General features: G+C 48.8%; 20 protein-coding genes and 1 other annotated feature. Of the genes, 3 read left to right on the forward strand and 17 right to left on the reverse strand.

Annotation, left to right across the window (positions count from 1 at the left end; genetic code table 11):
- Positions 1-24: 24 nt before the first annotated feature.
- From FC82_RS13520 to pepV, 4 genes are all read right to left on the reverse strand, one after another.
- On the reverse strand, positions 25-417 hold the full coding sequence (locus FC82_RS13520; RefSeq protein ID WP_054762132.1) for a hypothetical protein: 393 nt from the start codon (positions 415-417) through the stop codon (positions 25-27).
- Complete coding sequence (locus FC82_RS13525) at positions 417-644, reverse strand: AbrB/MazE/SpoVT family DNA-binding domain-containing protein (protein ID WP_054762130.1); 228 nt, start codon at positions 642-644, stop codon at positions 417-419. Before FC82_RS13525 ends, FC82_RS13520 begins: the two co-directional genes overlap by 1 nt.
- A gap of 200 nt (positions 645-844) precedes the next feature.
- Positions 845-1,339: a universal stress protein gene (locus FC82_RS13530; RefSeq protein WP_054762128.1), complete on the reverse strand. Its 495-nt coding sequence runs from the start codon at positions 1,337-1,339 to the stop codon at positions 845-847.
- 24 nt (positions 1,340-1,363) lie between these two features.
- Positions 1,364-2,776: a dipeptidase PepV gene (gene pepV, locus FC82_RS13535; protein WP_054762125.1), complete on the reverse strand. Its 1,413-nt coding sequence runs from the start codon at positions 2,774-2,776 to the stop codon at positions 1,364-1,366.
- A 126-nt stretch (positions 2,777-2,902) separates the two neighbouring features.
- Here pepV and FC82_RS13540 point away from each other — a divergent pair, with 126 nt between their 5' ends.
- The gene (locus FC82_RS13540) at positions 2,903-3,733 is read left to right on the forward strand and encodes an NAD(P)H-hydrate dehydratase (RefSeq protein ID WP_054762123.1); all 831 of its coding nucleotides are present in this window, start codon (positions 2,903-2,905) and stop codon (positions 3,731-3,733) included.
- 65 nt (positions 3,734-3,798) lie between these two features.
- Here FC82_RS13540 and FC82_RS13545 read toward each other — a convergent pair whose 3' ends face one another.
- Complete coding sequence (locus tag FC82_RS13545; protein ID WP_082620378.1) at positions 3,799-5,463, reverse strand: putative polysaccharide biosynthesis protein; 1,665 nt, start codon at positions 5,461-5,463, stop codon at positions 3,799-3,801.
- A 314-nt stretch (positions 5,464-5,777) separates the two neighbouring features.
- Here FC82_RS13545 and FC82_RS13550 point away from each other — a divergent pair, with 314 nt between their 5' ends.
- On the forward strand, positions 5,778-6,659 hold the full coding sequence (locus FC82_RS13550; RefSeq protein ID WP_056997278.1) for an alpha/beta hydrolase: 882 nt from the start codon (positions 5,778-5,780) through the stop codon (positions 6,657-6,659).
- A gap of 99 nt (positions 6,660-6,758) precedes the next feature.
- Here FC82_RS13550 and purD read toward each other — a convergent pair whose 3' ends face one another.
- The 12 genes from purD to leuS form a co-directional block, all read right to left on the reverse strand.
- Positions 6,759-8,012 carry a phosphoribosylamine--glycine ligase gene (purD, locus tag FC82_RS13555; protein ID WP_054762120.1) on the reverse strand — a complete coding sequence of 418 codons (1,254 nt, stop codon included), beginning with the start codon at positions 8,010-8,012 and terminating at the stop codon, positions 6,759-6,761.
- Positions 8,013-8,254: 242 nt separating this feature from the next.
- On the reverse strand, positions 8,255-9,787 hold the full coding sequence (gene purH, locus FC82_RS13560; RefSeq protein ID WP_056997279.1) for a bifunctional phosphoribosylaminoimidazolecarboxamide formyltransferase/IMP cyclohydrolase: 1,533 nt from the start codon (positions 9,785-9,787) through the stop codon (positions 8,255-8,257).
- Positions 9,788-10,357 carry a phosphoribosylglycinamide formyltransferase gene (purN, locus tag FC82_RS13565; RefSeq protein WP_054762134.1) on the reverse strand — a complete coding sequence of 190 codons (570 nt, stop codon included), beginning with the start codon at positions 10,355-10,357 and terminating at the stop codon, positions 9,788-9,790.
- Positions 10,347-11,405, reverse strand: coding sequence for a phosphoribosylformylglycinamidine cyclo-ligase (purM, locus tag FC82_RS13570; protein ID WP_054762118.1), 1,059 nt, complete (start codon positions 11,403-11,405; stop codon positions 10,347-10,349). The genes purN and purM overlap by 11 nt, the downstream gene beginning before the upstream one ends.
- Positions 11,380-12,840, reverse strand: a complete 1,461-nt coding sequence (gene purF / locus FC82_RS13575) for an amidophosphoribosyltransferase (protein ID WP_056997280.1) — start codon at positions 12,838-12,840, stop codon at positions 11,380-11,382. The genes purM and purF overlap by 26 nt, the downstream gene beginning before the upstream one ends.
- Complete coding sequence (gene purL / locus FC82_RS13580; RefSeq protein WP_056997287.1) at positions 12,816-15,047, reverse strand: phosphoribosylformylglycinamidine synthase subunit PurL; 2,232 nt, start codon at positions 15,045-15,047, stop codon at positions 12,816-12,818. The genes purF and purL overlap by 25 nt, the downstream gene beginning before the upstream one ends.
- 4 nt (positions 15,048-15,051) lie before the next feature.
- Entirely contained in the window at positions 15,052-15,723 is a 672-nt protein-coding gene (gene purQ, locus FC82_RS13585; protein ID WP_056997281.1) for a phosphoribosylformylglycinamidine synthase subunit PurQ, read from the reverse strand.
- Positions 15,720-15,977 (reverse strand): phosphoribosylformylglycinamidine synthase subunit PurS, encoded by a 258-nt coding sequence (gene purS, locus FC82_RS13590; protein WP_054762116.1) that lies wholly within the window; start codon positions 15,975-15,977, stop codon positions 15,720-15,722. The genes purQ and purS overlap by 4 nt, the downstream gene beginning before the upstream one ends.
- Positions 15,978-16,005: 28 nt before the next feature.
- The gene (purC, locus tag FC82_RS13595) at positions 16,006-16,716 is read right to left on the reverse strand and encodes a phosphoribosylaminoimidazolesuccinocarboxamide synthase (protein ID WP_054762114.1); all 711 of its coding nucleotides are present in this window, start codon (positions 16,714-16,716) and stop codon (positions 16,006-16,008) included.
- Between the two features lie 28 nt (positions 16,717-16,744).
- Positions 16,745-17,866, reverse strand: coding sequence for a 5-(carboxyamino)imidazole ribonucleotide synthase (purK, locus tag FC82_RS13600; protein ID WP_056997282.1), 1,122 nt, complete (start codon positions 17,864-17,866; stop codon positions 16,745-16,747).
- Positions 17,850-18,332, reverse strand: a complete 483-nt coding sequence (gene purE, locus FC82_RS13605) for a 5-(carboxyamino)imidazole ribonucleotide mutase (RefSeq protein WP_054762112.1) — start codon at positions 18,330-18,332, stop codon at positions 17,850-17,852. The genes purK and purE overlap by 17 nt, the downstream gene beginning before the upstream one ends.
- Positions 18,333-18,799: 467 nt before the next feature.
- Entirely contained in the window at positions 18,800-21,223 is a 2,424-nt protein-coding gene (gene leuS, locus FC82_RS13610; RefSeq protein ID WP_056997283.1) for a leucine--tRNA ligase, read from the reverse strand.
- Between the two features lie 80 nt (positions 21,224-21,303).
- Positions 21,304-21,513, reverse strand: a binding site (T-box leader).
- Positions 21,514-21,614: 101 nt separating this feature from the next.
- Here leuS and mnmM point away from each other — a divergent pair.
- A complete protein-coding gene (gene mnmM / locus FC82_RS13615; RefSeq protein WP_056997284.1) occupies positions 21,615-22,181 on the forward strand; it encodes a tRNA 5-(aminomethyl)-2-thiouridylate-methyltransferase MnmM in 567 nt (188 codons plus the stop codon).
- Positions 22,182-22,191: the final 10 nt, after the last annotated feature.

Genomic DNA, 22,191 nt, shown 5'->3' on the forward strand with positions numbered 1-22,191 from the left:
TCTAGGCGCCTTGCTTCACTCTCTCTAGTTACTTTTCAAATGCTCATTAAACAACTTAAACAACTGTCCATAATCTAATTCGGCATTTTTCGTCTGGTCGATTTTTTTCGCCAAGTCGACCATTTCTTGACTGGTAAAGGTCAGTTCATAGTCGTTGAGGTTCGCTAGTTCAGCAACCGCGATGATTGCCGTTTGGTAATTGTTATCTACAAACGGTTTGCCTCGGACAATGGAAGCAAATAAATAGCCCGTTTTATTTGAAACGGCTTCCCGCAGGCTATTCTCATAGAAATCTGCTTGCGGAATTGCGATGACCCGGTTCAATTGTTCTGCTTTCGCAAGACCAGGTTGTTGTTTTTGATGGATATCAATGCGGGCATTGATGGCAATTAATTCATAACTCGTCAGGTACCGCATTAGGCCTGGTCACCTCCGTTAAGCAGTTCCAAGGCACCAGCGTATTGGGCCATGGCAGCGTCCAGACCGGCTTCAAATTCGTCGTCCAGTTGATTATTTTTGCGGAAAGCAACGTCTAGCATGTCACCCTTGTCCACTTTGAGTTTGTGAGCAACGTTTGCTGGAATCGTTACAGCCAGCGAATTCCCCACTTGGATGATCTTACGTTGCGATTTAATTTCATTCATGGCTTAAATGTCCTTTCGTTATAACAATTTCATATTGTCGCTAGTATAGCACAAAATGTCTGGTTTGACCCGATAAGTTGTAAATTCATCTATTTTCTTTTGTTTCCCACACTTCACCAGTCGCAATCGTTTTATTACCATACCAAAAAGCCTCTCCAACGGTGGCTTGTTGGAAGGGCTTTTTACAGCTAAGTTATCACTCATTTATTAGAAATCGCCATGTTCGACACATCAGTGCGCACAATCAAAACATCACAGCGTGCGTTAGCCACGACATAACTGGCATTTGAACCTAACATCATGCGTTCAACCACATTGGCGCCAGTCGCGCCAAGCATGATTAAATCGGTCCCATACTTGGCAGGCAGGTTCTTAGCGAGTTCCGATTTTGGATTACCATAGAGAATCTCACTAGTGACAGTTGTGACGCCGGCGGTTTTGGCATTCGCAACATTCTTTGATAGTAATTTTTCAATTTTTCCTTTAATTTCATCCAGCATGTCCTGATCTACAAACCCAAAGCCGAGCTGATTTTCACCCAATCCAAGCAGCTTGCTGACGTTCAGCACGCTGACGATTGTTAATTCAGCATGGTTTCGCTGCGCAACCGCAATCGCTTTTTGGACCGCCAGCTGCGCTTGTTTTGACCCATCAATTCCAACGAGAATATGGTGGTAATTTGCGCTGAGTGTCATAAGCGCACCTCCTAAAGATCATCCTTAATCCGCAAGTTCGTTAGACAAGGCCTCGATCGACCGCCCATAGATGGCCATCGCGGTCAACAGATCATCAACCGGCTGAAACTCATTAACTTGGTGCATCGTGTCAGGCGTGTGGGCAAATAACGCCCCAAACGCAACCCCGCGCTTCATTAGCCGGCCATAGGTCCCGCCGCCAACAACTTCTGGTTCGGCAGCTTTGTCACCCGTCAATTCTTGGTAGGCGCCCATCAATGTCGTCACAATTGGATCATCTGGTGAGACATAGTGTGGGACCATTTCACGCCCTTTTTCGATTTCAAAATGGTTGAATTTAGCAACGTCAGCAAGTGTTTTTTCAATATCGTCAGAACCGATGCCCTTCGGATAACGGAAGTTCAAAACGATATGGCCGCCCTTTTCCGCATCAAAGGCCATGACACCGACATTCATTGTCAGTTCACCCATGATGTCATCCGAAAAGGCCAAGCCCAGTTTAGTAACACGTGAATCGTTGTGCAGCTGGTCGCCTAACAAGTTTAGAAACGCCTTTGCATCCCCAGCAAACGCGTAGTTCTTTAAGAACAGTGCCAAATAAGTACCAGCGTTGATGCCATTTTTGGGTTCCATGCCGTGGGCGGCTTTACCGATGACGTGCAGGTGCACACCGTCACCATCCGTCGTCACATCTCCCGTGACGGGCTGATTATCTAAAAAACTCGTGAAATCACTGACCAGGGATTCGTTATCGCTTGTTTCGACAACCGCGTGTGCATCACGCGGTACCATATTTTCACGAAGCCCAGCGGTAAATGACTTAAGCGTGAATTCGCCGCCGTTTTCTCCTGCCATCGTCAACGTAAAGGAAACGTTTCCCTTCTCACCGTTGATCAGCGGAAATTCAGCATCGGGTGAAAAACCCATCGTCGGTTCTGGTTGCGTTTTGAAGTAGTGGGTCATGCCGGTCCAGCCGCTTTCCTCATCGGTGCCAAGAATAAACCGGATCTTCTTGTTCAGTTTGATGCCCTGTTCCTTAAGAATCTTCAAGCCATAGTAGCACGCCAAAGCAGGCCCCTTATCATCCGAGGTGCCGCGACCGAATGCGTTGCCGTCCTTAATTGTCAACTTGAAGGGGTCAGTGTCCCAACCTTCACCAGCCGGCATCACGTCGACGTGGGCAAGAATCGCAACCGTTTCATCACCCGTTCCGTATTCCACAAAACCGGCTAAATTATCTAAGTTTGTCGTTTCAAAGCCGTCACGTTCAGCTAATTTCAAAAATGCTTGCAGTGCGTTTGCCGGGCCTGGACCCAACGGTGCATCTGCCGTTTTCTTGCTGTCGTCACGGACACTTTGAATTGCAATAAGGTCCTTTAAATCATTTAAATAAGCGTCGCGATGAGCCGCAGCTGCTTGTTTCCAATCAATTGTCATGAAAGTCCCTCCATCTCATTACTACCTCCATTTTACCATAGGTCGCCCAGTTTACCTGTTTGAATCAGTCTTTCTTCTGTCAGGCGTGCTATACTCGAGATAACGTGATGAACGGAGGCAAATAAGATGGAAACCTTAACGGAACAAATATTACGCGATACGATTCGCATTCGCCCTGATAAAAGTCATAAAGGCACTTACGGCCGGGTCTGCCTGGTCGGCGGCAACGCGCAGTTCGGCGGGGCCATCATGATGGCCACCGAAGCTGCTGTCTACAGTGGCGCTGGCCTGAACACCACCCTGACGGACCCGGTAAACTTCGTGAGCCTGCATTCTCGATTGCCAGAGGCCATGGTCGCTGATTTTCACGATACTGAGCAGCTCGAACAGCTGGTTAAGGCTGCAACGACAGTAGTAGTCGGACCAGGTCTTGGAACGGACGCAGACAGCTTGACCGCCCTTGAAACAGTGTTTAAGACGGTCACACCAGCCCAGATTCTGATCATTGACGGTTCAGCAATCACCTTAGTCGCCGACAAATCGCTAACACTGCCGAAAGCCCGACTGGTGTTTACCCCGCATGAGATGGAATGGCAGCGGTTGTCTGGTATTCCCATCAGCAATCAGCATAATGATGAAAACGAAAAGGTTCGGGCCGAGCTAAACGGTATCGTGGTTCTAAAATCACATCATACCCGCATTTATACCGCAAAGGGCACCTACTTGAACCCCACCGGCACCCCGGCTCAGGCCACTGGTGGCATGGGTGACACTCTAGCAGGTATGGTCGGCGGGTTCACCGCCCAGTTCACTGATCTTGAAAACGCGGTATTAGCCGCCGTGTACACACACAGTGCCATTGCTGATGAACTCGCTGAATCCCAGTACGTCGTGTTACCGACACAGATTATGCATCAGCTACCACGATTTATGCATGAGCATCAAGCACTTAAATAGAAAAAAACGAAGTCCATCATTTCAGGACTTCGTTTTTTATTGTAATCGAGGTTTACTTGAACCCGCTATTTTATCTTTAATACCTGCCGCAACCGCTCAGTTCTGGCACCAAGCACGGTGTCGGCTAAACGGGTCTTCAAGACCATGTACACGTAAAACATGCCGGCAATGCCCACGGCGAAGATGATAACCACCGTACTGCCGACCCGTGAATCCACCACCATAAAGTGGCCAATGAGCCAGCTGACGACCTTCACTAAAACGTAGGCAATGAGGCACATGATCAGCGAAAAACTCAGGATCCCGTTCGTTTTCTTTGCGATGCCGGCGTAGTCAACGCCGAATTCACCGTTCAGCCAATGCATGATGAAGTAGTTAGCGACGATGAAGCCGATCATTGTCGCTACCAGCGGCCCAAAGACACCCATGAAATGGATGCACGGCCACTGAAGCAGTAACTTGACGGCAGTCCCAATCAGGAAATAACGCACCGCCCGCTTGTTTTGCGAGACCCCCTGCATGATGGCAGAAGTCACACTGAACAATCCCAACATGATCGACATGAAGGATGAAAAAGCCAGCACTGCCGCTGCGAGCCCCTTATGCGCAACCCCATAGAAGAGAATATTCAACGGGTGCGCAATCGCGGCCATTCCCAGCGCACTTGGCAGCATCACAAATTCAAACAGCAGAACCGCATTTGTAATTTGACCGCTAATGTCCTTTTTGTCGTTACGGGTGAACGCTTCTGACAGAAGTGGTACCGCAGTAATGGCTAAGGCTGATGAAAGTGACACGGTGATCATGATCAACTTATTGGCGTTCACACTAAACAGCGCGAATAAATCGTTTAACATGACCTTATTGGTGATCCCAGTCGATGGCATAAACTTAAAGAAGGTAAATTGGTCGATCAACTGAAAAATTGTAATACCGGCGCCCAAAACGATAAACGGCAGCGCCTGTTGCAAAATTTCCTGGTAAAGCTGTTTGGCTGGTACAACGATCTGATTGTTACTATTTGCAACTAAATCACGATACATTGACCGTCGCCGCAAGTAATATACACCAAGCGTAATCAACCCAAAAATAGCGCCGACACACGCGGCAAAAGTTGACTGCGACACCGCTGTGATCCAGCTGCCGTGCCACACGCGCATGATCAAGAAAGCAGTGATCAGCATGTAGAGGACACGCGCCAGCTGTTCCACAAATTGGGAAATGGCCGAGGGTGCCATGTCTTGGTACCCTTGAAAGAAGCCGCGCGATAAACTCATTACAGGAATGATCAACACCGCCCAAGCCAGTGAATGTAACACTGGTACCACATGGGGGTCGCCGCCGTCAAACAGCGGTGCACCAAAGTACAGCACCAGCATACAGATAACACCGGTAGCCCCAGCTAATACCAGCCCGTGCTTATACAGTCGAAAACCTACCCCATACTCGTTCAACGTATTGTAATGTGCCACCTGCTTAGCAATGGCCGAAGGAATTCCTGCAATCGCCGCAATTAAAAAGAAACTGTAAATGTTATACCCTTTACCATATAGCGCATTTCCCTGAAGAAAGAAGGATCCAAACCAGATTCCCCACGGAATAATGTAAATCGCCCCAAGAATTCGTGAAAAGATGCTCCCAGCCGTCATCCAGGCGGACCCTCTAACCATTTGGTCCTGCGCATCTATTTCATTCGTTAAGGTGTCATCCTTATTTGACATCTCAGTCATTCAAAACCCTGCTTTCATCGTGCTGACTTGCACGCTTATCTAATTGTCATCTTTGTCTTAACATTGTTTGACTGTCTTAACTATAACTTTACTATTGTATTATGAATGCCGGTATGAAGCAATTAAATTTAAGAAAGTTTAAGGGAGCAACTCAGCCGCAGAATAATGACGTCCGCGTGACAATTCACGTAGTTTGTCTAAATGAAAAGACTTTCTTAAGCTGGAACCCATTGACGCAAATTAAAAAATCTCTGTCAGAAACTCTGGTATAATGGACATAATTCTGAAATCTACTTGTAACATGGGAGGCGCAATTGAAAAGTAAAGAGTTGCTGATTGCCCTAATTATCAGTCTGATATGCGGCCTCGGGCTTGGTGTTTGGTACGCCCACTATGCCCAGCAGCAGACCATCAAACACGACTATAGCTTCTCAAGTACCCCAACCATTTTCGTGCATGGTTGGACGGGTACCGGAAAGTCGGAAGAACCGCTATTTGCTTCGGCGCAAAATCTCAAAATTGCAAAGCGCCACATGATCATCTACGTGCGGTCAAATGGGAAATTAAGAATCAAGGGGCACTTGAACAATAAAATGAAAAACCCCATTGTTCAGGTCATTTTCAAAAATAATCGGGCCGGTGAAGTGAAGGATGCCCACTGGTTAATGAAAATCATGCGGGTGCTCAAAACGACATACCACGTCAAGCGGTATAACGCGGTTGGCCACTCAATGGGCTCATATGCCTGGGTCTACTACAATATGCTTGTCGGTAATAATGCCAAGTATCCGCGCCTTGAGCGTGCCGTCCTGATTGGCGGTCCCTATGATGGTATCATCAATAACCATAAGCTTAATCAACCGCAGAACCCGCCGTTGAGCAAACTGTGGGATGGCCGACCAAAGATCATTCACCCTGAGTACCAAAAGCTGCTCGACATTCGCAGTCGTTTTCCAAAACAAGCGCGTGTGCTGAACATTTATGGCGACCTTTTGGACGGATCAAATTCCGATGGTGTCATTACCATCCCTTCAGCAAGATCACTGGCATACCTGATCAAAAACGAAGTGACATCCTACCATGAGCTTCGAGTCACCGGTGCCAACGCACAACACAGCAAGCTTCACGAATATAATCTCACCGTCAATAAAGCCCTCACCAATTTCCTTTGGGGCAGAAATAAAGCGATCAGCTAGTGGCTGGTCGCTTTTTCTGTGTCTATCATAGGTGCGTGAGCGCTGCCGTTTGATTTGCGATCCAAGCAACAACACTGTTATTTGAACAACCGCTCATGCCTATTGAAATGCATGGTACCCAATGTCATGACGGAACGTGTAAGCCGAAGCATCCACATCCGCGTCAAGTGTGCGGTTCACGATCTGTTGGGCTGCCTTGAGATCAGCAGCCTTTGCTGTAACCATCATGACCCGGCCACCATGGCTGACGAGTGTGCCATCATCCGCCTTTGCTACGCCGGCATAGCTGACGGCCACTTGATCATTGTTGATTTCCGGTAACGGGCGGCCATTCACAACGTTGCGGGGATAATCGCGAGAGGCAATCACTGTCCCCAGGTAGAAGTCACCTGTCTGCCAAGTAACCGTTGGCGTCTTCCCCGTCAGCAGGTCTTGAACCGCGGAGCCAAGGTCACTTGTCATTTGTGGCAAAACGACCTGCGTCTCGGGATCACCCATGCGTACGTTGAATTCAATAACCTTGATTCCGTCAGCCGTTGTCATCAGGCCCGAATACAAGAATCCATTAAACGGGGTTCCGTTGGCCTTCATCGTTGCCAAAACAGGTTTTACAACCTGGTCAATGGCCGTTTGTTCCAACTCAGCGCTGATGTGCGGTACTGGGCTGTAAGCACCCATGCCGCCGGTGTTCGGTCCCTTATCACCATCTGCTAACCGCTTGTGGTCTTGTGCAACCGGCATTACAACGATGTTGTCGCCCTGAACCATGGTGAATAATGAAAATTCCTCACCGATCAAAAAGGCTTCAATTAAAACCTTATGTTGGTCAGGTTTAGCAAACAACTCGCTAATGGCCTTCTTGGCTTCAGCAACCGTTTTGACAATGATCACACCCTTGCCAGCAGCCAGACCATCGGCTTTGATGACCTGCGGATAGGTTAGTGTCTCAGCGTATGCTAAGGCGCTGTCAGCGTCCGTGAATTCTTTGTAGGCAGCCGTTGGAACGCCGCTTTCAGTCATGATTCGCTTCGCAAACGACTTAGAAGTCTCCAGTTGGGCTGCCTTTTCGGATGGACCAAAGACTGCTAGTCCGCGTTCTTCAAAATAGTCAACGATGCCCTTTGATAGAGGTTGTTCTGGGCCGACTACCGTGCAGACCACATCGTGTGTCTTGGCAAAGTATGCCAGTTGCGAAAATGCCAACTCATCAATTGCGACGGGTGTCACATTTTCTAAAATCGCCATTTTAGGGTTGCCTGGCGCCACAAAGACTGTGCGCTCCCCCGTTTTTGCTAAGGCTTGCGCAATTGCAAATTCACGACCGCCACCACCGATTACTAACCAATTTTCCATTGTTGTCGCCCTTTCTGGAGAGTGTCAAAACAATCGGCTGCCCCCAGAATACAAGGAGAGCGCCAAAATCCTGAAAATGGATCTTTGACGCTTTTCCTGATATCGCTGAACGTTGCCGTTTGCAACAGGTAGACTATCCGCTTTAAATACCTCATCTTAACGAGGATATCGGCAACGCGCCCGCCCGTATTTTAATATCTCCATACCAATTTTCAAATCTTGTTCAAATAGTCAAACGCAGTTTAGTGCTTAAAGTGACGCACACCGCTAAACACAAGTGCAATGCCGTATTCATCAGCTTTAGCAATTGAATCCTTGTCCTTGATACTACCACCTGGTTCAACGATGGCTTTAATGCCGTTTTGGGCAGCAAACTCAACGGAATCATCCATTGGGAAGAACGCATCTGAAGCCAGAATGGCATCCGCAAAGTCCGGCTTATCCTTGGCCTTATCGACCGCAATTTTAACAGAATCAATCCGGTTCATCTGGCCGGCCCCGACACCCAACGTTTGATGGTCAGACGTCACAACGATAGCGTTACTCTTGACATGCTTCACAACGGTCTGGCCAAATTGAAGTGCCTTTAATTGCGCCTCAGTCGGTTGTGCCTTGGAAACCACTTTGAATTGATCGTAGGTTTCGTGCGTGGTGTCGCTGTCTTGAAGCAATAACCCGCCCATCAGACTGACACTGTCTTGCCGCTGCTTTTTCATTGGTGCGAAGTTCAGCTTCAAGATCCGCAAGTTCTTCTTCTTTGCTAAAACGGCATAGGCATCGTCATCGTAGTCTGGTGCAATGATGATTTCTAGGAACAGTGCGTGCATTTTTTCAGCAGTTGCTAAATCAACTTTACGGTTAAGGGCAATGATCCCGCCGAAAATTGAAATTGGGTCAGCATCAAAAGTGAGTTGCCAAGCAGACAACAAACTGTCGCTAACACCGATACCACATGGATTCATATGTTTTAAGGCCACAACGGTCGGCTTGTCAGTAAAGTCAGCAATGATGCGCAATGCAGCGTCCGCATCACGGGTGTTGTTGTATGACAGTGCCTTCCCGTGCAGCTGTTCAGCATTCGCAAGTGAATAAGGTTCCGGAATCGGATCCTTATAATAAGCCGCCTTTTGGTGACTGTTTTCACCGTAACGCATGTCCTCGACCTTTTCGAAAGTCATGGTCAACTTCTCAGGGAATTCTTCGGTAGTTAAGTATTTAGCAATCAGGGCGTCGTAGGCAGCGGTCTGGCGGAAAACTTTAGCTGCCAAACCCCGACGATAAGATTCGTCAGCACTGCCATCGTCAAACTTGTCTAAGAAATCGTTGTAATCTGCCTTATCCGTGATAACCGTGACGTCATGATAGTTTTTGGCAGCTGCCCGTAACATTGAAGGCCCGCCAATATCAATATTTTCAATGGCTTCTTCGTCAGAAACACCATCTTTTTGAATCGTTTCTTTGAATGGGTAAAGGTTAACACAAATTAAATCGATCGGATCAATATGGTTGTCGGCAAGCTGAGCCATGTGATCAGGGTTGTCCCGCTTAGCAAGAATACCTGCATGAACGCGAGGATGCAGCGTCTTGACCCGGCCATCCAACATCTCTGGAAACCCAGTGATGTCCTCAACAGCAGTTGCTTCAACGCCGCCATCTTGAATGGCCTTCAGGGTTCCGCCAGTGGAGATCACTTTAAAGCCGCGCTTTGTCAATTGAGCGGCAAAGTCGACAATACCATCTTTATCTGAAACACTTAACAATGCTAATTTAGCCACTTAGAGCACTCCTTTTTCAATTAAATTGCGAACAGTTGCTGGATATAATTTATGTTCAACTGCATGAATTCTAGCTTCTAAATCACTTAATTCGTCATCGTCATAACGACGAACGGGCTCCTGGGCAATAATCGGCCCAGAATCGACGCCCGCGTCGACGAAGTGGATCGTCACGCCGGTCACTTTAACACCGGCGGCAAATGCGTCATCGATCCCGGTACGCCCCGGGAAGGATGGCAGTAACGCTGGGTGAATGTTAACGATTCGTCGTGGGTAGGCCTGCAATAGGGTTGGCCCAACGATTCGCATGTACCCTGCCAATAAGATGAAGTCAACGTTTGCTGCCTGCAATTGTTGCAGAAGGGCCGTTTCACGTTTGGCCTTTGACACCCCTTTTTCCACTTCTGAGAGGACTACCGGAACGTTGAACTTAGCGGCCCGTTGAATAACCGGTACATTGTCGTGGTCGCAAACCAGCATGACAACGTCCATTGGTAATTGTGCCTGCATCAGCGCTTCAAAATTAGTCCCGTTACCGGAAGCAAAAATAGCCGCCCGTTTAGTGGGCAACGTATTCGACTGGTTGGTCACGTCGGTTCACCACCTTACCAATAGTTTGTGCTTGAATCGTGCTTTGACTTAATTGGGCAAGAACAGCATCCGCCCGATCACTTGAAACAATCAGGACCATGCCGATCCCCATATTGAACACCTTGCGCATTTCATCCTGACTAATCTTGCCGGCGTCTTGCAGCAAGCTAAAAATTGCTGGCGTCGTCCAGGTTGCTTCATCGACTTCTGCCGTGAGGCTGGCCGGAATCATTCGTGCCAGGTTTTCAATAATCCCGCCACCGGTAATGTTAGCGGCAGCGTGCACCAAATTTGAATCCATTAACGGCCGAACAGCTTTATCGTAGAGTACGGTCGGCGTCAGTAACGTGTTCATTAAGGTGTCTGGCAAGCCATCGTACTGACGGTCAACATCCAACTGGGCGTCAGTCAGGATCTTGCGAACCAGCGAATACCCGTTTGAGTGTACTCCGCTAGAAGCAAGGCCAATCAAAACATCGCCAGCCTGCACATTGTGACTGCCGAGCAGCGCTTGTTTGTCAGCGATACCGACAGCAAAACCACTCAGGTCATAGTCACCATTGTGATAGATGCCGGGCATTTCAGCCATCTCGCCGCCAATCAGCGACAAGCCAGCCTGTTTGCAGCCTTCAGCAATGCCGCTCACTACGGTTGTCACCTGGTCCGATTCAAGTTTACCCAAACCAAGATAATCCAGGAAGAACAAGGGTTTTGCCCCCTGCGCCAACACATCATTGGCGCACATGGCAACGAGGTCGATTCCGATCGTTGCGTGCTGATTTGCCTGAATAGCGAGCAGTAACTTGGTCCCAACACCGTCCGTGCCAGAAATCAGAACAGGTTCTTTGTACTGCCCCATCAACGCGGTCAGTTCATACTCGGCACCAAAACCGCCGATACCGTGTAACACATTACTGTCCTGAGTGGCAGCAACAACGTCTTTAATGTTGTCCACTGCTTGTTCGCCAGCTTCAATGTTGACACCGGCTTGTTCGTATTGACTAGTCACCAGTATTCGCTCCTTCATAAAGTCCGAGTCGGGCTACTTCGGCGTCAAACCCCGCCTGATAATCATACAAAGGCGTTGGGTAGTTGCCATCAAAGTAGGCGGTACATAACCCGTGGTTATCCGCATCATTCAGGTCGCCAATGGCCTTGATAAGGCCTGGCACACTCAAAAAGGCGAGTGAATCTGCTTCGATCTGCGTGCAAATTTCAGGAATCGTGTTATTTGCTGCGATCAATTCTTTGGTTGTTTGAATATCGATACCGTAGTAGCAAGGAAACTTCAACGCTGGTGAAGCGATTCGAACGTGAACCGATTTTGCACCGGCTTTTTTGAGCAACCGAACAATGTACTTGCTGGTCGTCCCACGTACGATCGAGTCATCGACCAAGACGATGTCCTTACCGGCAACAACAGATTTAACCACGGAAAGTTTCATTGAAACACCGCGATCCCGTTTTGCCTGAGTCGGTTCAATAAAGGTCCGGGCAACGTACTGGTTCTTGATCATGCCCATATCATAAGGAATACCACTCTCCTGAGCGTAACCAATGGCTGCGGACAGGGATGAGTTCGGTACCCCGAGCACGACGTCGGCTTTGACTGGGTTCTCACGGGCAACTAATGCGCCCATCCGTTTCCGGGCTTCGTGAACACTAATGCCGCGGATGATGGAGTCTGGACGGGCAAAGTAGATGTATTCCATGGAGCACAGTGCCAAGTGAGTATCCGTCGTAAAGTGGTCGATTTTCATTCCCTCATCGGTCACGATGATGATCTCACCTGGTTCAACGTCGCGCACAAAACTGGCACCAACTTGGTCCAGCGCACAAGTCTCACTGCAGATCACCGTTGCACCATCGGGCATTTTACCGACAACGAGTGGCCGAAATCCGTTGGGATCCAACGCGGCCACCATCATGTGCGGGGTCATCAAAAGATAGGCAAACCCACCATGAATATGGTTCAAAGACGCCTTTAATTGGTTAATAAAACCGTCTTCATCGCTAGTGGTCACCAGTTCACCAAGTAGTTCACTATCAGAAGTGGCTTGGAAAGTGACACCCTTTTCGCGTAATTCGCCGCGGATGGTATCAGCGTTGGTCAAGTTACCGTTATGTGCCAGCGCAAATTCCCCGACTTCATCGTGACTGAACAACATGGGTTGAATGTTCTCCACCCCATGATTGCCAGCAGTTGCGTAGCGGACATGCCCAATGGCAGAGGTGCCGTACAACTGATGAATGGTTTCAGAATCACGAAAGACTTCAGCCAGCAGGCCGAGCCCACGGTGCCGATAAAACTGACCCTGGTCGTTGCTAACGATGCCGGCACCCTCTTGGCCCCGGTGTTGGAGACTATGCAGGCCATCGTATGTCAACTGAGCCGCATTTGCTTCGCCCCAGATGCCAAACAGGCCGCATTCTTCATTTAATCCTTTGATTTCAGCAGGCATGCAAGTGCGCCTCCGTAAAGTTCGTTAAGTTCATTGCTATCAGCGTTTAGCTCACCGTCAGCGGTCGTTAATGCAACCGCTGCATCGGCAGTCGTTGTGCCTAATTGAACGGCCTTATCGCCGGCAAGCGTCTCAAAAGCGGCTTGCTTTTCAGCAGACACACTGACAAGGAAACGGGATTGCGTTTCAGCAAATAATTGCCGGTTTGTCAGTTTTGTGGTGCCTTTAAAGCCAAGCTGGCGGTCAAACAGTGCTTCCGCAAGGGCAACGCCCAGTCCACCCTCACTTAAATCGTGAGCGGATTGCAGCAGGCCATCACGAATAGCTTGTTTAACCAATTGCTGGTTAGCATTTTCAGTATCTAAGTCAAAGCGGATCGTGCCGCTTGGTGTGGTTTGACCAAGCAATTTTTGTAATTCAGAACCGCTGAAGTCATCACCAGTGTCACCAATCAGATAAACTGCGTCGCCGGCCTGTTTGAAGTCCTGTGTTGTAATGTACTTCAGGTCTTCAATCAAACCGACCATGCCGATCATTGGGGTCGGGTAAATGGCTTTGCCATCCGTTTCGTTATACATTGACACATTCCCGGAAATAACTGGGGTGTCAAATAGCTCACAGGCCTTGGCGATTCCTTGAACGGATTGGTCCAGTGACCAGTAGCTTTCAGGATTGTCAGGACTCCCAAAGTTCAAACAATCGGTGATGCCGATCGGGGTCCCGCCGGCAGCAACAATGTTCCGCGCTGCTTCACTAACGGCGATCTCCCCACCCTGATAAGGATCGAGGTAGATGTAGCGCCCGTTGCAATCAGTGGTCATGGCCAGGGCTTTATTCGTGTGCCGAACGCGGACAACGGCGGCGTCACTCCCAGGAGTGACAACCGTGTTGGCCTGCACCTGAGCATCGTACTGACGGAAGACGGGTTTCTTTGAGGCGATGGTCGGTTGTTGCAATAACGCCTTCAAGGTAGCCGTTGCATCCGGAATATCTGGCCGATCATTCTTAGCTGGGGAAACGATGTGTTGCGGCTTGCGACCTTCATGAACGTACTCAGGTACGTCGTCAACCAAGGTCGACACTGGCACGTTGGTCACTACTTCACCGTGCTGGGTCAGCTTATACATCCCATCATCAGTGACGTGGCCGACAACAACGGCGTCCAGCTCATAACGGGCAAAAATATCCAGAACAGTCTGTTCTTCGCCCTTCTTCACACACAGCAGCATCCGTTCCTGTGATTCAGACAACATGATCTCGTAACCGTTCATGTGAGGTTTGCGTTGAGGAACCAGATCCAGATTCATCGTCAAACCACTGTCGTTGGCCTTCGAAGCCATTTCAGCAGATGAGGAAACGAGTCCGGCAGCGCCCATATCCTGGATTCCCATAAGAATGTCAGAATGGTCGTGAATGATTTCCAAACAAGCATCGGTTAATAACTTTTCCATGAAGGGATCACCCACTTGAACGGCGGAACGGTCGGCTTCTTTTTCTTCACTGAATTCATTTGAGGCAAAGGTTGCCCCGTTGATCCCATCACGCCCAGTCTTGGCACCAACGTAAATGATGCTGTTGCCAGTCCCGGTAGCGCGGCCTTTCTTTAAATCCTCTTGGTTCATCAGGCCGACGCACATCACATTTACGAGGGGGTTACCGTGATAAACACTGTCAAACCCAATTTCGCCGCCAACCGTTGGGATCCCGATACAGTTGCCATAGGCAGCAATGCCGCGAACAACTTCGTCCACGAGATACCGGTTCTTTGGATCGGACAGCTCACCAAAACGCAAACTGTCGAGTGAAGCAATTGGTTTTGCGCCCATTGAGAAGATGTCACGGATAATCCCGCCGACACCGGTAGCAGCGCCTTCGTATGGTTCAACAAAACTCGGGTGGTTATGACTTTCAGCCTTAAAGACAACGGCTTGGTCGTCCCCAATGTCTAAGACTCCTGCACCTTCGCCGGGACCCATGATAACGCGTGAGCCCTTGTTCCAGAATTTACGCAGGACGTGCTTAGAATTCTTGTAAGAACAGTGTTCGCTCCACATTGCAGCGAACAGTCCGGCCTCCGTGTAGTTGGGTAACCGGTGCAATAATTTAGTGCTGATCAGGTTATATTCATCTTCTGAAAGGCCCCAATCTTTGTAGGGCTTTTGATCGCGAATTTGTTCTGGGGTTGGTTCCGTACGCAGTTCTTGCATCAATTTACACCGTCCTTGTAAAAGTGGCTAAAAGTGACCGAAAAACGCCTAATCCATCGCTGCTGCCAAGTAAAGACTCAACGGCACGTTCTGGGTGAGGCATCATGCCGAGCACGTTACCCTGTTCGTTCATGATGCCGGCAATATCATCAACACTGCCGTTGGGATTGTCACTGTAAGTGAAGACGATCTGGTTATTAGCCTTCAGTGACGCTAAGGTGTCCGCGTCACAGTAGTAATTTCCTTCACCATGGGCAATCGGCAGTGTAATGTGGGCATCCGCCGCAAAGTCGTTTGTAAACATCGTGTTATGGTTTGCGACCCGCAGTGGTTCCGGTTCACAAATGAACTGCATATTTGTATTGTGTTGAAGACTGCCAGGCAGTAACCCGGCTTCAGTTAAAATTTGGAACCCGTTGCAGATACCTAAAACGGGTTTGCCAGTGGCTGCAAATGCCTTCAGCGCTGGCATGACCGGTGCAAATTTTGCGATGGCACCGGTGCGCAGGTAATCACCATATGAAAAGCCGCCAGGGACGAGCACGGCATCAAAACCATCTAAGCGCGTACTCGTATGGGGAATGATCTCGGCTTCTTCCTTCAGGCCGTCAACAATGGCGTAATAGAGATCTTCGTCACAGTTGGAACCCGGGAAACTAATCACGGCAAATTTCATTGGTTAGCCAGCTCCTTTACATCGTAACGGTACGTTTCCATGTTCGGGTTGGCTAATAGCGTGTCACAAATAGTATCGATTTGTTCTTCAGCAGCGTCTTTCGAATCAGCATTCAAAGTGACTTCGAAGTACTTACCTTGCGTTACCGCGTCAACACCGTTAAATGAGAGCCGGTGCATTGCATTCTTAATGGCAACGCCTTGTGGATCCAAAATTGATGGTTTGTATGTGACATGAATTTGCGCTAAAAACATTTGGTGATTTCCTCCTTAGATAGTCGAATTAACGAGTGGCTTGTAAACGAGAAAGCACGGTCCGGTACCCGTCCATGACGTCGCCGGTATGCTTACGAAAAACATCTTTGTCCAGGGATTCATGAGTCTTGGCGTCAACCAACCGGCAGGAATCAGGTGAGATTTCATCGCCCAAAATCAACTTGCCGTCCGGATCAAAACCAAATTCAAGTTTAAAGTCTACTAAGGTGATTCCCGCGTTAGCGAAGAGTTCTGTCAAGGCATCGTTTACCTTAAGCGCTTGTTCACGAATGGTCTTCAACTGAGATTCGTCAGCAATCGAGAGTGCCAAAATTTGTGAGTCGTTCATAAACGGATCATCAAGGCGGTCACTCTTGTAAAAGAACTCTTGGACTGGGGTTTTGAAAGGCAGCAGGTATTCGGTATCAAACTTGCGTTGGAAACTGCCGGAAGCGTAGTTACGAATGACAACTTCGAGGGGAATCATGGTCATTTTCTTAACGAGCTGGTCGCTGTCGTCGATTTGCTTAATAAAGTGCGTTTCGATACCCTTTGACTGCAGATAGTTGTAGATTAAACTGTCAATCTGGTTGTTAACTTCACCCTTATCAGCAATCTGTTCCTTACGCTTACCATTTAATGCGGTTGCCTGGTTCATATAGTGCACGCGAATGACGTTTTCATCCTCTGTTGTGAATAACTGCTTTGCTTTGCCTTCCTTGATCAATGTTGCCAAAATATTCAGATCCTTTCTGGTTATCTAAATGCTATTGAAATTGACTAACAGATGCTAACAATGCTTCAATTGACGGGCCAACAACGGTAATGTGCCCCATCTTACGAGCAGGCCGAATCTCGGCCTTGCCGTAATCGTGAAAATGCCATTCTGGATGAGCCGTTAAGCTCTCACGGGCCTTTGTCAGTTCATCACCCAAAAGATTGACCATGACTGCCGGTTGTAACTGTTGAATCGGTGGAATCGGCAACCCGCAGATACTGCGAATATGTGCTTCGAATTGGGAAACGTTGCAAGCTTCGATCGAATAGTGACCAGAATTATGTGGCCGCGGCGCCAGTTCGTTGATCATGAGCGATCCATCGTGCAGTTCAAACAACTCAATGCCAAGCACCCCTTTGAGGTTTAAGGCTTCGGCCGTTCGTTCTGCGATGTCGGTGGCACGTTCAGTGACTTCAGTGCTGACCCGAGCGGGAATGATGCTCGTGTGCAGAATGTGATGCTGATGCTGATTTTCACTGACCGGAAAGGCCACGACCTTATCGCGTCCATCCCGGGTGACCATGACGGACAATTCGCGAACAAAATCTTGCCGTTGTTCGTAGATCCATTCAGTGTTCGGCAGTTCTTCAGCAACCTTGTCAAAATCAGCGGTACTGTTGATATCAAACTGACCGTGGCCATCGTAACCGCCCTCGACCGTTTTCAGCAAACCGGGCAACCCGATTTGTTCAACGGCCTGCTTAAGATCCGTCAAGGTCTTCACTGACGCGTAGTTGGTGACGGGCAAGCCGTGGTTGCGGCAAAAGTCCTTTTCACGGAGCCGATGACTCGTAATCGTTAATAGGTCAACGCCCTGTGGACACTGGGTCAGTGGTAACACCTTGTTTAAACTGTCCTGATCAACGTTTTCAAATTCGTAGGTCAAAACGTCGGATCGTTTTGCTAATTCGGTAAGCTGTTCTTGGTTGTCATAATCAGCTACCAATTGAAAGTCGGCAACTTGGCCAGCGGGAGCCGCCGGCGTCGGGTCAAGTACCCCAACCTTGTAGCCCATGGCTTTAGCTGCCAGTGCCATCATTTGGCCGAGCTGACCGCCGCCGATGATTCCGATGGTTGCTGGCGGTAAAATTGGCTTACTGTAACTGCTCATTGCTGGCGATAGCCTCCTTGGTCTGTTTGTCCCGGTAAGCAACTAACTGGGTGTTGACATCGTCGTCTGTAATGGCGATGATCTCAGCGGCTAACAGGGCGGCATTCTTGGCACCGGCATTGCCGATAGCCACTGTGGCTACCGGAATCCCTGTCGGCATCTGAACGATTGAGAGCAACGAATCAACACCGTTTAAGGCTTTGGTCTGAATCGGGACCCCGATGACCGGCAGCGTAGTGTTCGCAGCCAGCATCCCCGGCAAGTGTGCGGCACCGCCTGCTGCAGCAATAATGACAGAATATTGTTCGTCTTTTGCTGACTGACCGAATGCCTGCAGTTCCTGAGGCATACGGTGAGCGGAAATAACGTGTTTATCAAACGAGACGTGTAACTGTTCCAGCAGATCAGCCGTTTGCTTTACAGACGGCCAATCAGAAATTGATCCCATGACAAGTGCGACCTGCATTCTGAAAATCTCCTTTGCGTTTGTTAGTCATAGCGTACCAAGTTAACTCGGTTGTGTCAACACTATAATCGAACTATACTAAAATTTGTCATACTATAGTTCGTGTTTTACCGTATCTTTATCGAATTTTTATTGTCTTATTAACGTTTCTTTACAAATGACTGGGTGCTTAGCTGAGCGGCACTTGCGAGAAATTAGTGCTGAACGTTCTTTGCCCCTTGTCAATCTAAGTCATGTAAAAGCAGCTCAAATTTGTCTAGGCCGTCACGCGTTTCGAAGCGACCAGCAAAACCAGCCGGTATTTTTAGCTGAGAGTACCATGCTAAACGTGCCCATCAGTAGATTCCAACGCAAAAAAGCTGCCCGTTTACACCATTAAGTGCAAACAGGCAGCTTTTTACCAGCAGCAAATCATGAAAGACACAATTACTCCTTGAGTCATCCAACGATTTAACTTTTAAGTGATATTACTTACCAACAACAATGTTAACGATTTTCTTTGGAATCACGATAATTTTCTTAACCTCGTGACCTTCAGTATAGGTCTTTACAATGTCATCGGCTAAGGCATCCGCTTTAATAGCATCCTCATCGGCTTCGGTGGCAACCTTGATATGGCCGCACACCTTACCGTTGACTTGGACAGCCATTTCGACTTCATCGACAACCAACTTTGTTTCATCGTAAGTTGGCCATGCAGCGTAGGCAATGGTCTTGTCGTGGCCTAATAATGACCAGAGTTCCTCAGTAATATGCGGCGCGATCGGTGCCAGCATCTTCACGAGGCCTTCCATGTACATCAATGGCAGACTATCCGCCTTGTAAGCTTCGTTTACGAAGACCATCATTTGAGAAATGGCAACGTTAAAGCGCAGGTTCTGCATGTCATCGGTGACCGTCTTGACCGTCTGGTTATAAATCAGATCCAGTGTGCCATCGTTAAACGTGGTTACGCGGTCACGCAAATGATTGTTGTCATCGATCATCAGGCGCCAGACACGATCCAGCCAACGGTGCGACCCGTTGATACCTTCAGTACTCCAAGGCTTTGAGGCTTCCAATGGACCCATGAACATTTCATACAGCCGCAAAGTATCTGCACCATACTTGTCCACGATCTCATCAGGGTTGATAACGTTGCCCTTTGACTTAGACATCTTTTCGTGGTTAGTCCCAAGGATCATCCCTTGGTTAACCAGCTTCTGGAAAGGTTCCTTAGTCGGCACAACACCGATATCGTACAGGAACTTGTGCCAGAACCGCGCGTACAGCAGATGCAAAACGGCATGTTCCGCCCCGCCAATGTACAGGTCAACCGGCATCCAGTACTTCAGTTTCTCCGGATCAGCAACCATCTTATCGTTGTGCGGATCAACGTACCGCAGGAAGTACCATGAACTCCCAGCCCATTGCGGCATGGTGTTCGTTTCGCGCTTTCCTTTACGGCCGTTTTTATCAACCACGTTGACCCAGTCGTCAAGGTTGGCTAATGGACTTTCACCTGTACCTGATGGTTCCAACTGCTTAGCCTTAGGCAGGCGTAATGGCAATTCGTCTTCTGGAATCAGAGTGGTTTCGCCATCTTCCCAGTGGATCACTGGGATGGGTTCACCCCAATAGCGTTGCCGTGAGAAGATCCAGTCCCGCAAACGGTAGTTGACCTTCTTATGGCCGGCATCATGTTCTTCCAACCAGTCGATGGCCGCTTTGATAGCAGTCGTCTTATCCATCCCGTTCATGAACCCAGAGTTGATGTGGGTCCCGTCGCCGGTAAAGGCAGCTTCTTCAATGTCGCCGCCTTCAATAACAGGCTTGATCGGTAAATCAAACTTCTTCGCAAATTCATAGTCCCGGTCATCGTGGGCAGGCACGGCCATGATGGCCCCAGTTCCGTATGAGGCCAGAACATAGTCGCCGATCCAGATTGGAATCTGTTCGCCGTTGATCGGGTTGATTCCGTAGGCACCGGTGAAGACCCCGGTCTTATTCTTGTTTAAGTCAGTCCGTTCCAAATCAGAACGGGATTCAATTTCTTTCTTGTAAGCTGCGATAGCATCCGCCTGCTCCGGCGTGGTAATCTCGTCAACCAGGTCGTGCTCAGGAGCAAGCACCATGTAGGACGCACCAAACAACGTATCAGGACGGGTGGTGTACACTTCGACCTGCTTATCCTCGTGACCCGCGATCTTAAAGAACACACTGGCCCCTTCGGAACGACCGATCCAGTTACGTTGCATTTCCTTGATACTTTCAGGCCAGTCGAGGTCATCCAGATCATCGATCAAACGATCAGCGTAAGCCGTGATCCGCAGTACCCACTGGGTCATTGGTACTCGGTAAACGGGGTACCCGCCACGTTCAGTCTTACCATCAATAACTTCTTCGTTGGCAACAACTGTCCCACCCATGAAATTGGGAGCCCAGTTGACCATGATTTTGTCTTCGTATGCTAACCCTTTTTTATAGAGTTGTTCGAAGATCCATTGTGTCCACTTGTAATAACCGGGATCAGTGGTGTTGATTTCCCGGTCCCAGTCGTAAGAAAAGCCCAGGGAACGAATCTGACGTTTGAACGTCTTGATGTTTTGAGCAGTAAAGTCCTTCGGGTTATGACCCGTCTTCAGCGCGTACTGCTCAGCAGGCAACCCAAAGGCATCCCAGCCCATTGGGTGTAAAACGTTGAACCCCTGCATCCGCTTCATCCGGGCAACAATATCAGTTGCGGTGTAGCCTTCCGGGTGTCCAACGTGAAGTCCCTGTCCTGATGGATACGGGAACATATCCAAGGCATAGAACTTCTTCTTTGAGTCGTCGTCATATGTTTTAAATGTTTTGTGTTCTTTCCAGTAGTGTTGCCACTTGCGTTCAATGACATCGTGATTGTAAGCCAAACAAAAACGCTCCCTTTCAATATGTTTGAGTGATCTATTGAAAAACTAAAAAAGCCTACAAGAAACTAAGGTCTAGTTTCTTGTAGGACGGAAATTCCGCGGTACCACCTACATTTCCCGCACAACACGCGGGCGCTTCGTTGTGCCGTAACGTGGCAGCCGCGGTCCGACCTACTCTGGTTCAGTCAAACAAACTCCGAGACGAGTTCAGCAATTTAGCGCGGTGACTTCGCAACTGCCAGCCACTTTCTGAACGCGATAAACCCCTACTAATCCTCATCAGTCTTTAATAGATTCAAGTGTCTTAATGCTACCAAATGTCGATCTAAAATGCAAGATAGCATTCATCTTGTTATACTGAAGAAAACGGTTTTATGGAGGCCTTTTTGAAATGAATTTGGAAGCACCGTTAACATTCAGCCACACCCTGCTGAAACCGGTAATCTCATCTGGCGATACGGTGGTCGACGCCACGGTTGGAAATGGACATGACACGATCTTTTTAGCCAGCCTCGTCGGTAAGACGGGGCACGTATTAGGATTTGATATCCAGCAGCAGGCCCTCGATACGACCACCCACCAGCTTGTCTTAACCGGATTGCACCCGCAGACATCGCTGATTTTAGCCGGCCACGAGCAGTTAGACAATTACCTCACCACTGGTCAAGAAATTTCAGCCGCAACGTTTAATCTCGGTTATCTGCCCGGCAGCGACAAGTCCGTGACAACCACCAGCCGAACGACATTGCCGGCGATTCAAGCCTGCTTAGCACATCTGCGCCGGGGTGGAATTGTCTCCGTGATGGTCTACTACGGGCACCCGGCCGGTAAAATTGAAAAAAAAGCGGTGCTGGACTACGTTTCGACCCTGGATCAGCATCGCTTTCAGGTCTTAAAGTATCAATTTATCAATCAGGTACACGAACCGCCCTTTCTGCTGGCTATTCAACGACGCTAGGCACAATTCT

The sequence above is a fragment of the Secundilactobacillus collinoides DSM 20515 = JCM 1123 genome (assembly GCF_001435975.1).
GTDB lineage: Bacteria > Bacillota > Bacilli > Lactobacillales > Lactobacillaceae > Secundilactobacillus > Secundilactobacillus collinoides.

Excerpts from the sequence above, each read along its gene's own strand:
- purK (WP_056997282.1), bottom strand. The coding sequence starts at position 17,866 with ATGAGCAGTTACAGTAAGCCAATTTTACCGCCAGCAACCATCGGAATC.
- FC82_RS13530 (WP_054762128.1), bottom strand. The coding sequence starts at position 1,339 with ATGACACTCAGCGCAAATTACCACCATATTCTCGTTGGAATTGATGGG.
- pepV (WP_054762125.1), bottom strand. The coding sequence starts at position 2,776 with ATGACAATTGATTGGAAACAAGCAGCTGCGGCTCATCGCGACGCTTAT.
- purD (WP_054762120.1), bottom strand. The coding sequence starts at position 8,012 with ATGGAAAATTGGTTAGTAATCGGTGGTGGCGGTCGTGAATTTGCAATT.
- purM (WP_054762118.1), bottom strand. The coding sequence starts at position 11,405 with ATGAAGGAGCGAATACTGGTGACTAGTCAATACGAACAAGCCGGTGTC.
- purQ (WP_056997281.1), bottom strand. The coding sequence starts at position 15,723 with ATGAAATTTGCCGTGATTAGTTTCCCGGGTTCCAACTGTGACGAAGAT.
- FC82_RS13525 (WP_054762130.1), bottom strand. The coding sequence starts at position 644 with ATGAATGAAATTAAATCGCAACGTAAGATCATCCAAGTGGGGAATTCG.
- mnmM (WP_056997284.1), top strand. The coding sequence starts at position 21,615 with ATGAATTTGGAAGCACCGTTAACATTCAGCCACACCCTGCTGAAACCG.
- FC82_RS13520 (WP_054762132.1), bottom strand. The coding sequence starts at position 417 with ATGCGGTACCTGACGAGTTATGAATTAATTGCCATCAATGCCCGCATT.
- purF (WP_056997280.1), bottom strand. The coding sequence starts at position 12,840 with ATGCCTGCTGAAATCAAAGGATTAAATGAAGAATGCGGCCTGTTTGGC.
- FC82_RS13540 (WP_054762123.1), top strand. The coding sequence starts at position 2,903 with ATGGAAACCTTAACGGAACAAATATTACGCGATACGATTCGCATTCGC.
- purL (WP_056997287.1), bottom strand. The coding sequence starts at position 15,047 with ATGCAAGAACTGCGTACGGAACCAACCCCAGAACAAATTCGCGATCAA.
- purS (WP_054762116.1), bottom strand. The coding sequence starts at position 15,977 with ATGTTTTTAGCGCAAATTCATGTCACATACAAACCATCAATTTTGGAT.
- FC82_RS13545 (WP_082620378.1), bottom strand. The coding sequence starts at position 5,463 with ATGACTGAGATGTCAAATAAGGATGACACCTTAACGAATGAAATAGAT.
- purE (WP_054762112.1), bottom strand. The coding sequence starts at position 18,332 with ATGCAGGTCGCACTTGTCATGGGATCAATTTCTGATTGGCCGTCTGTA.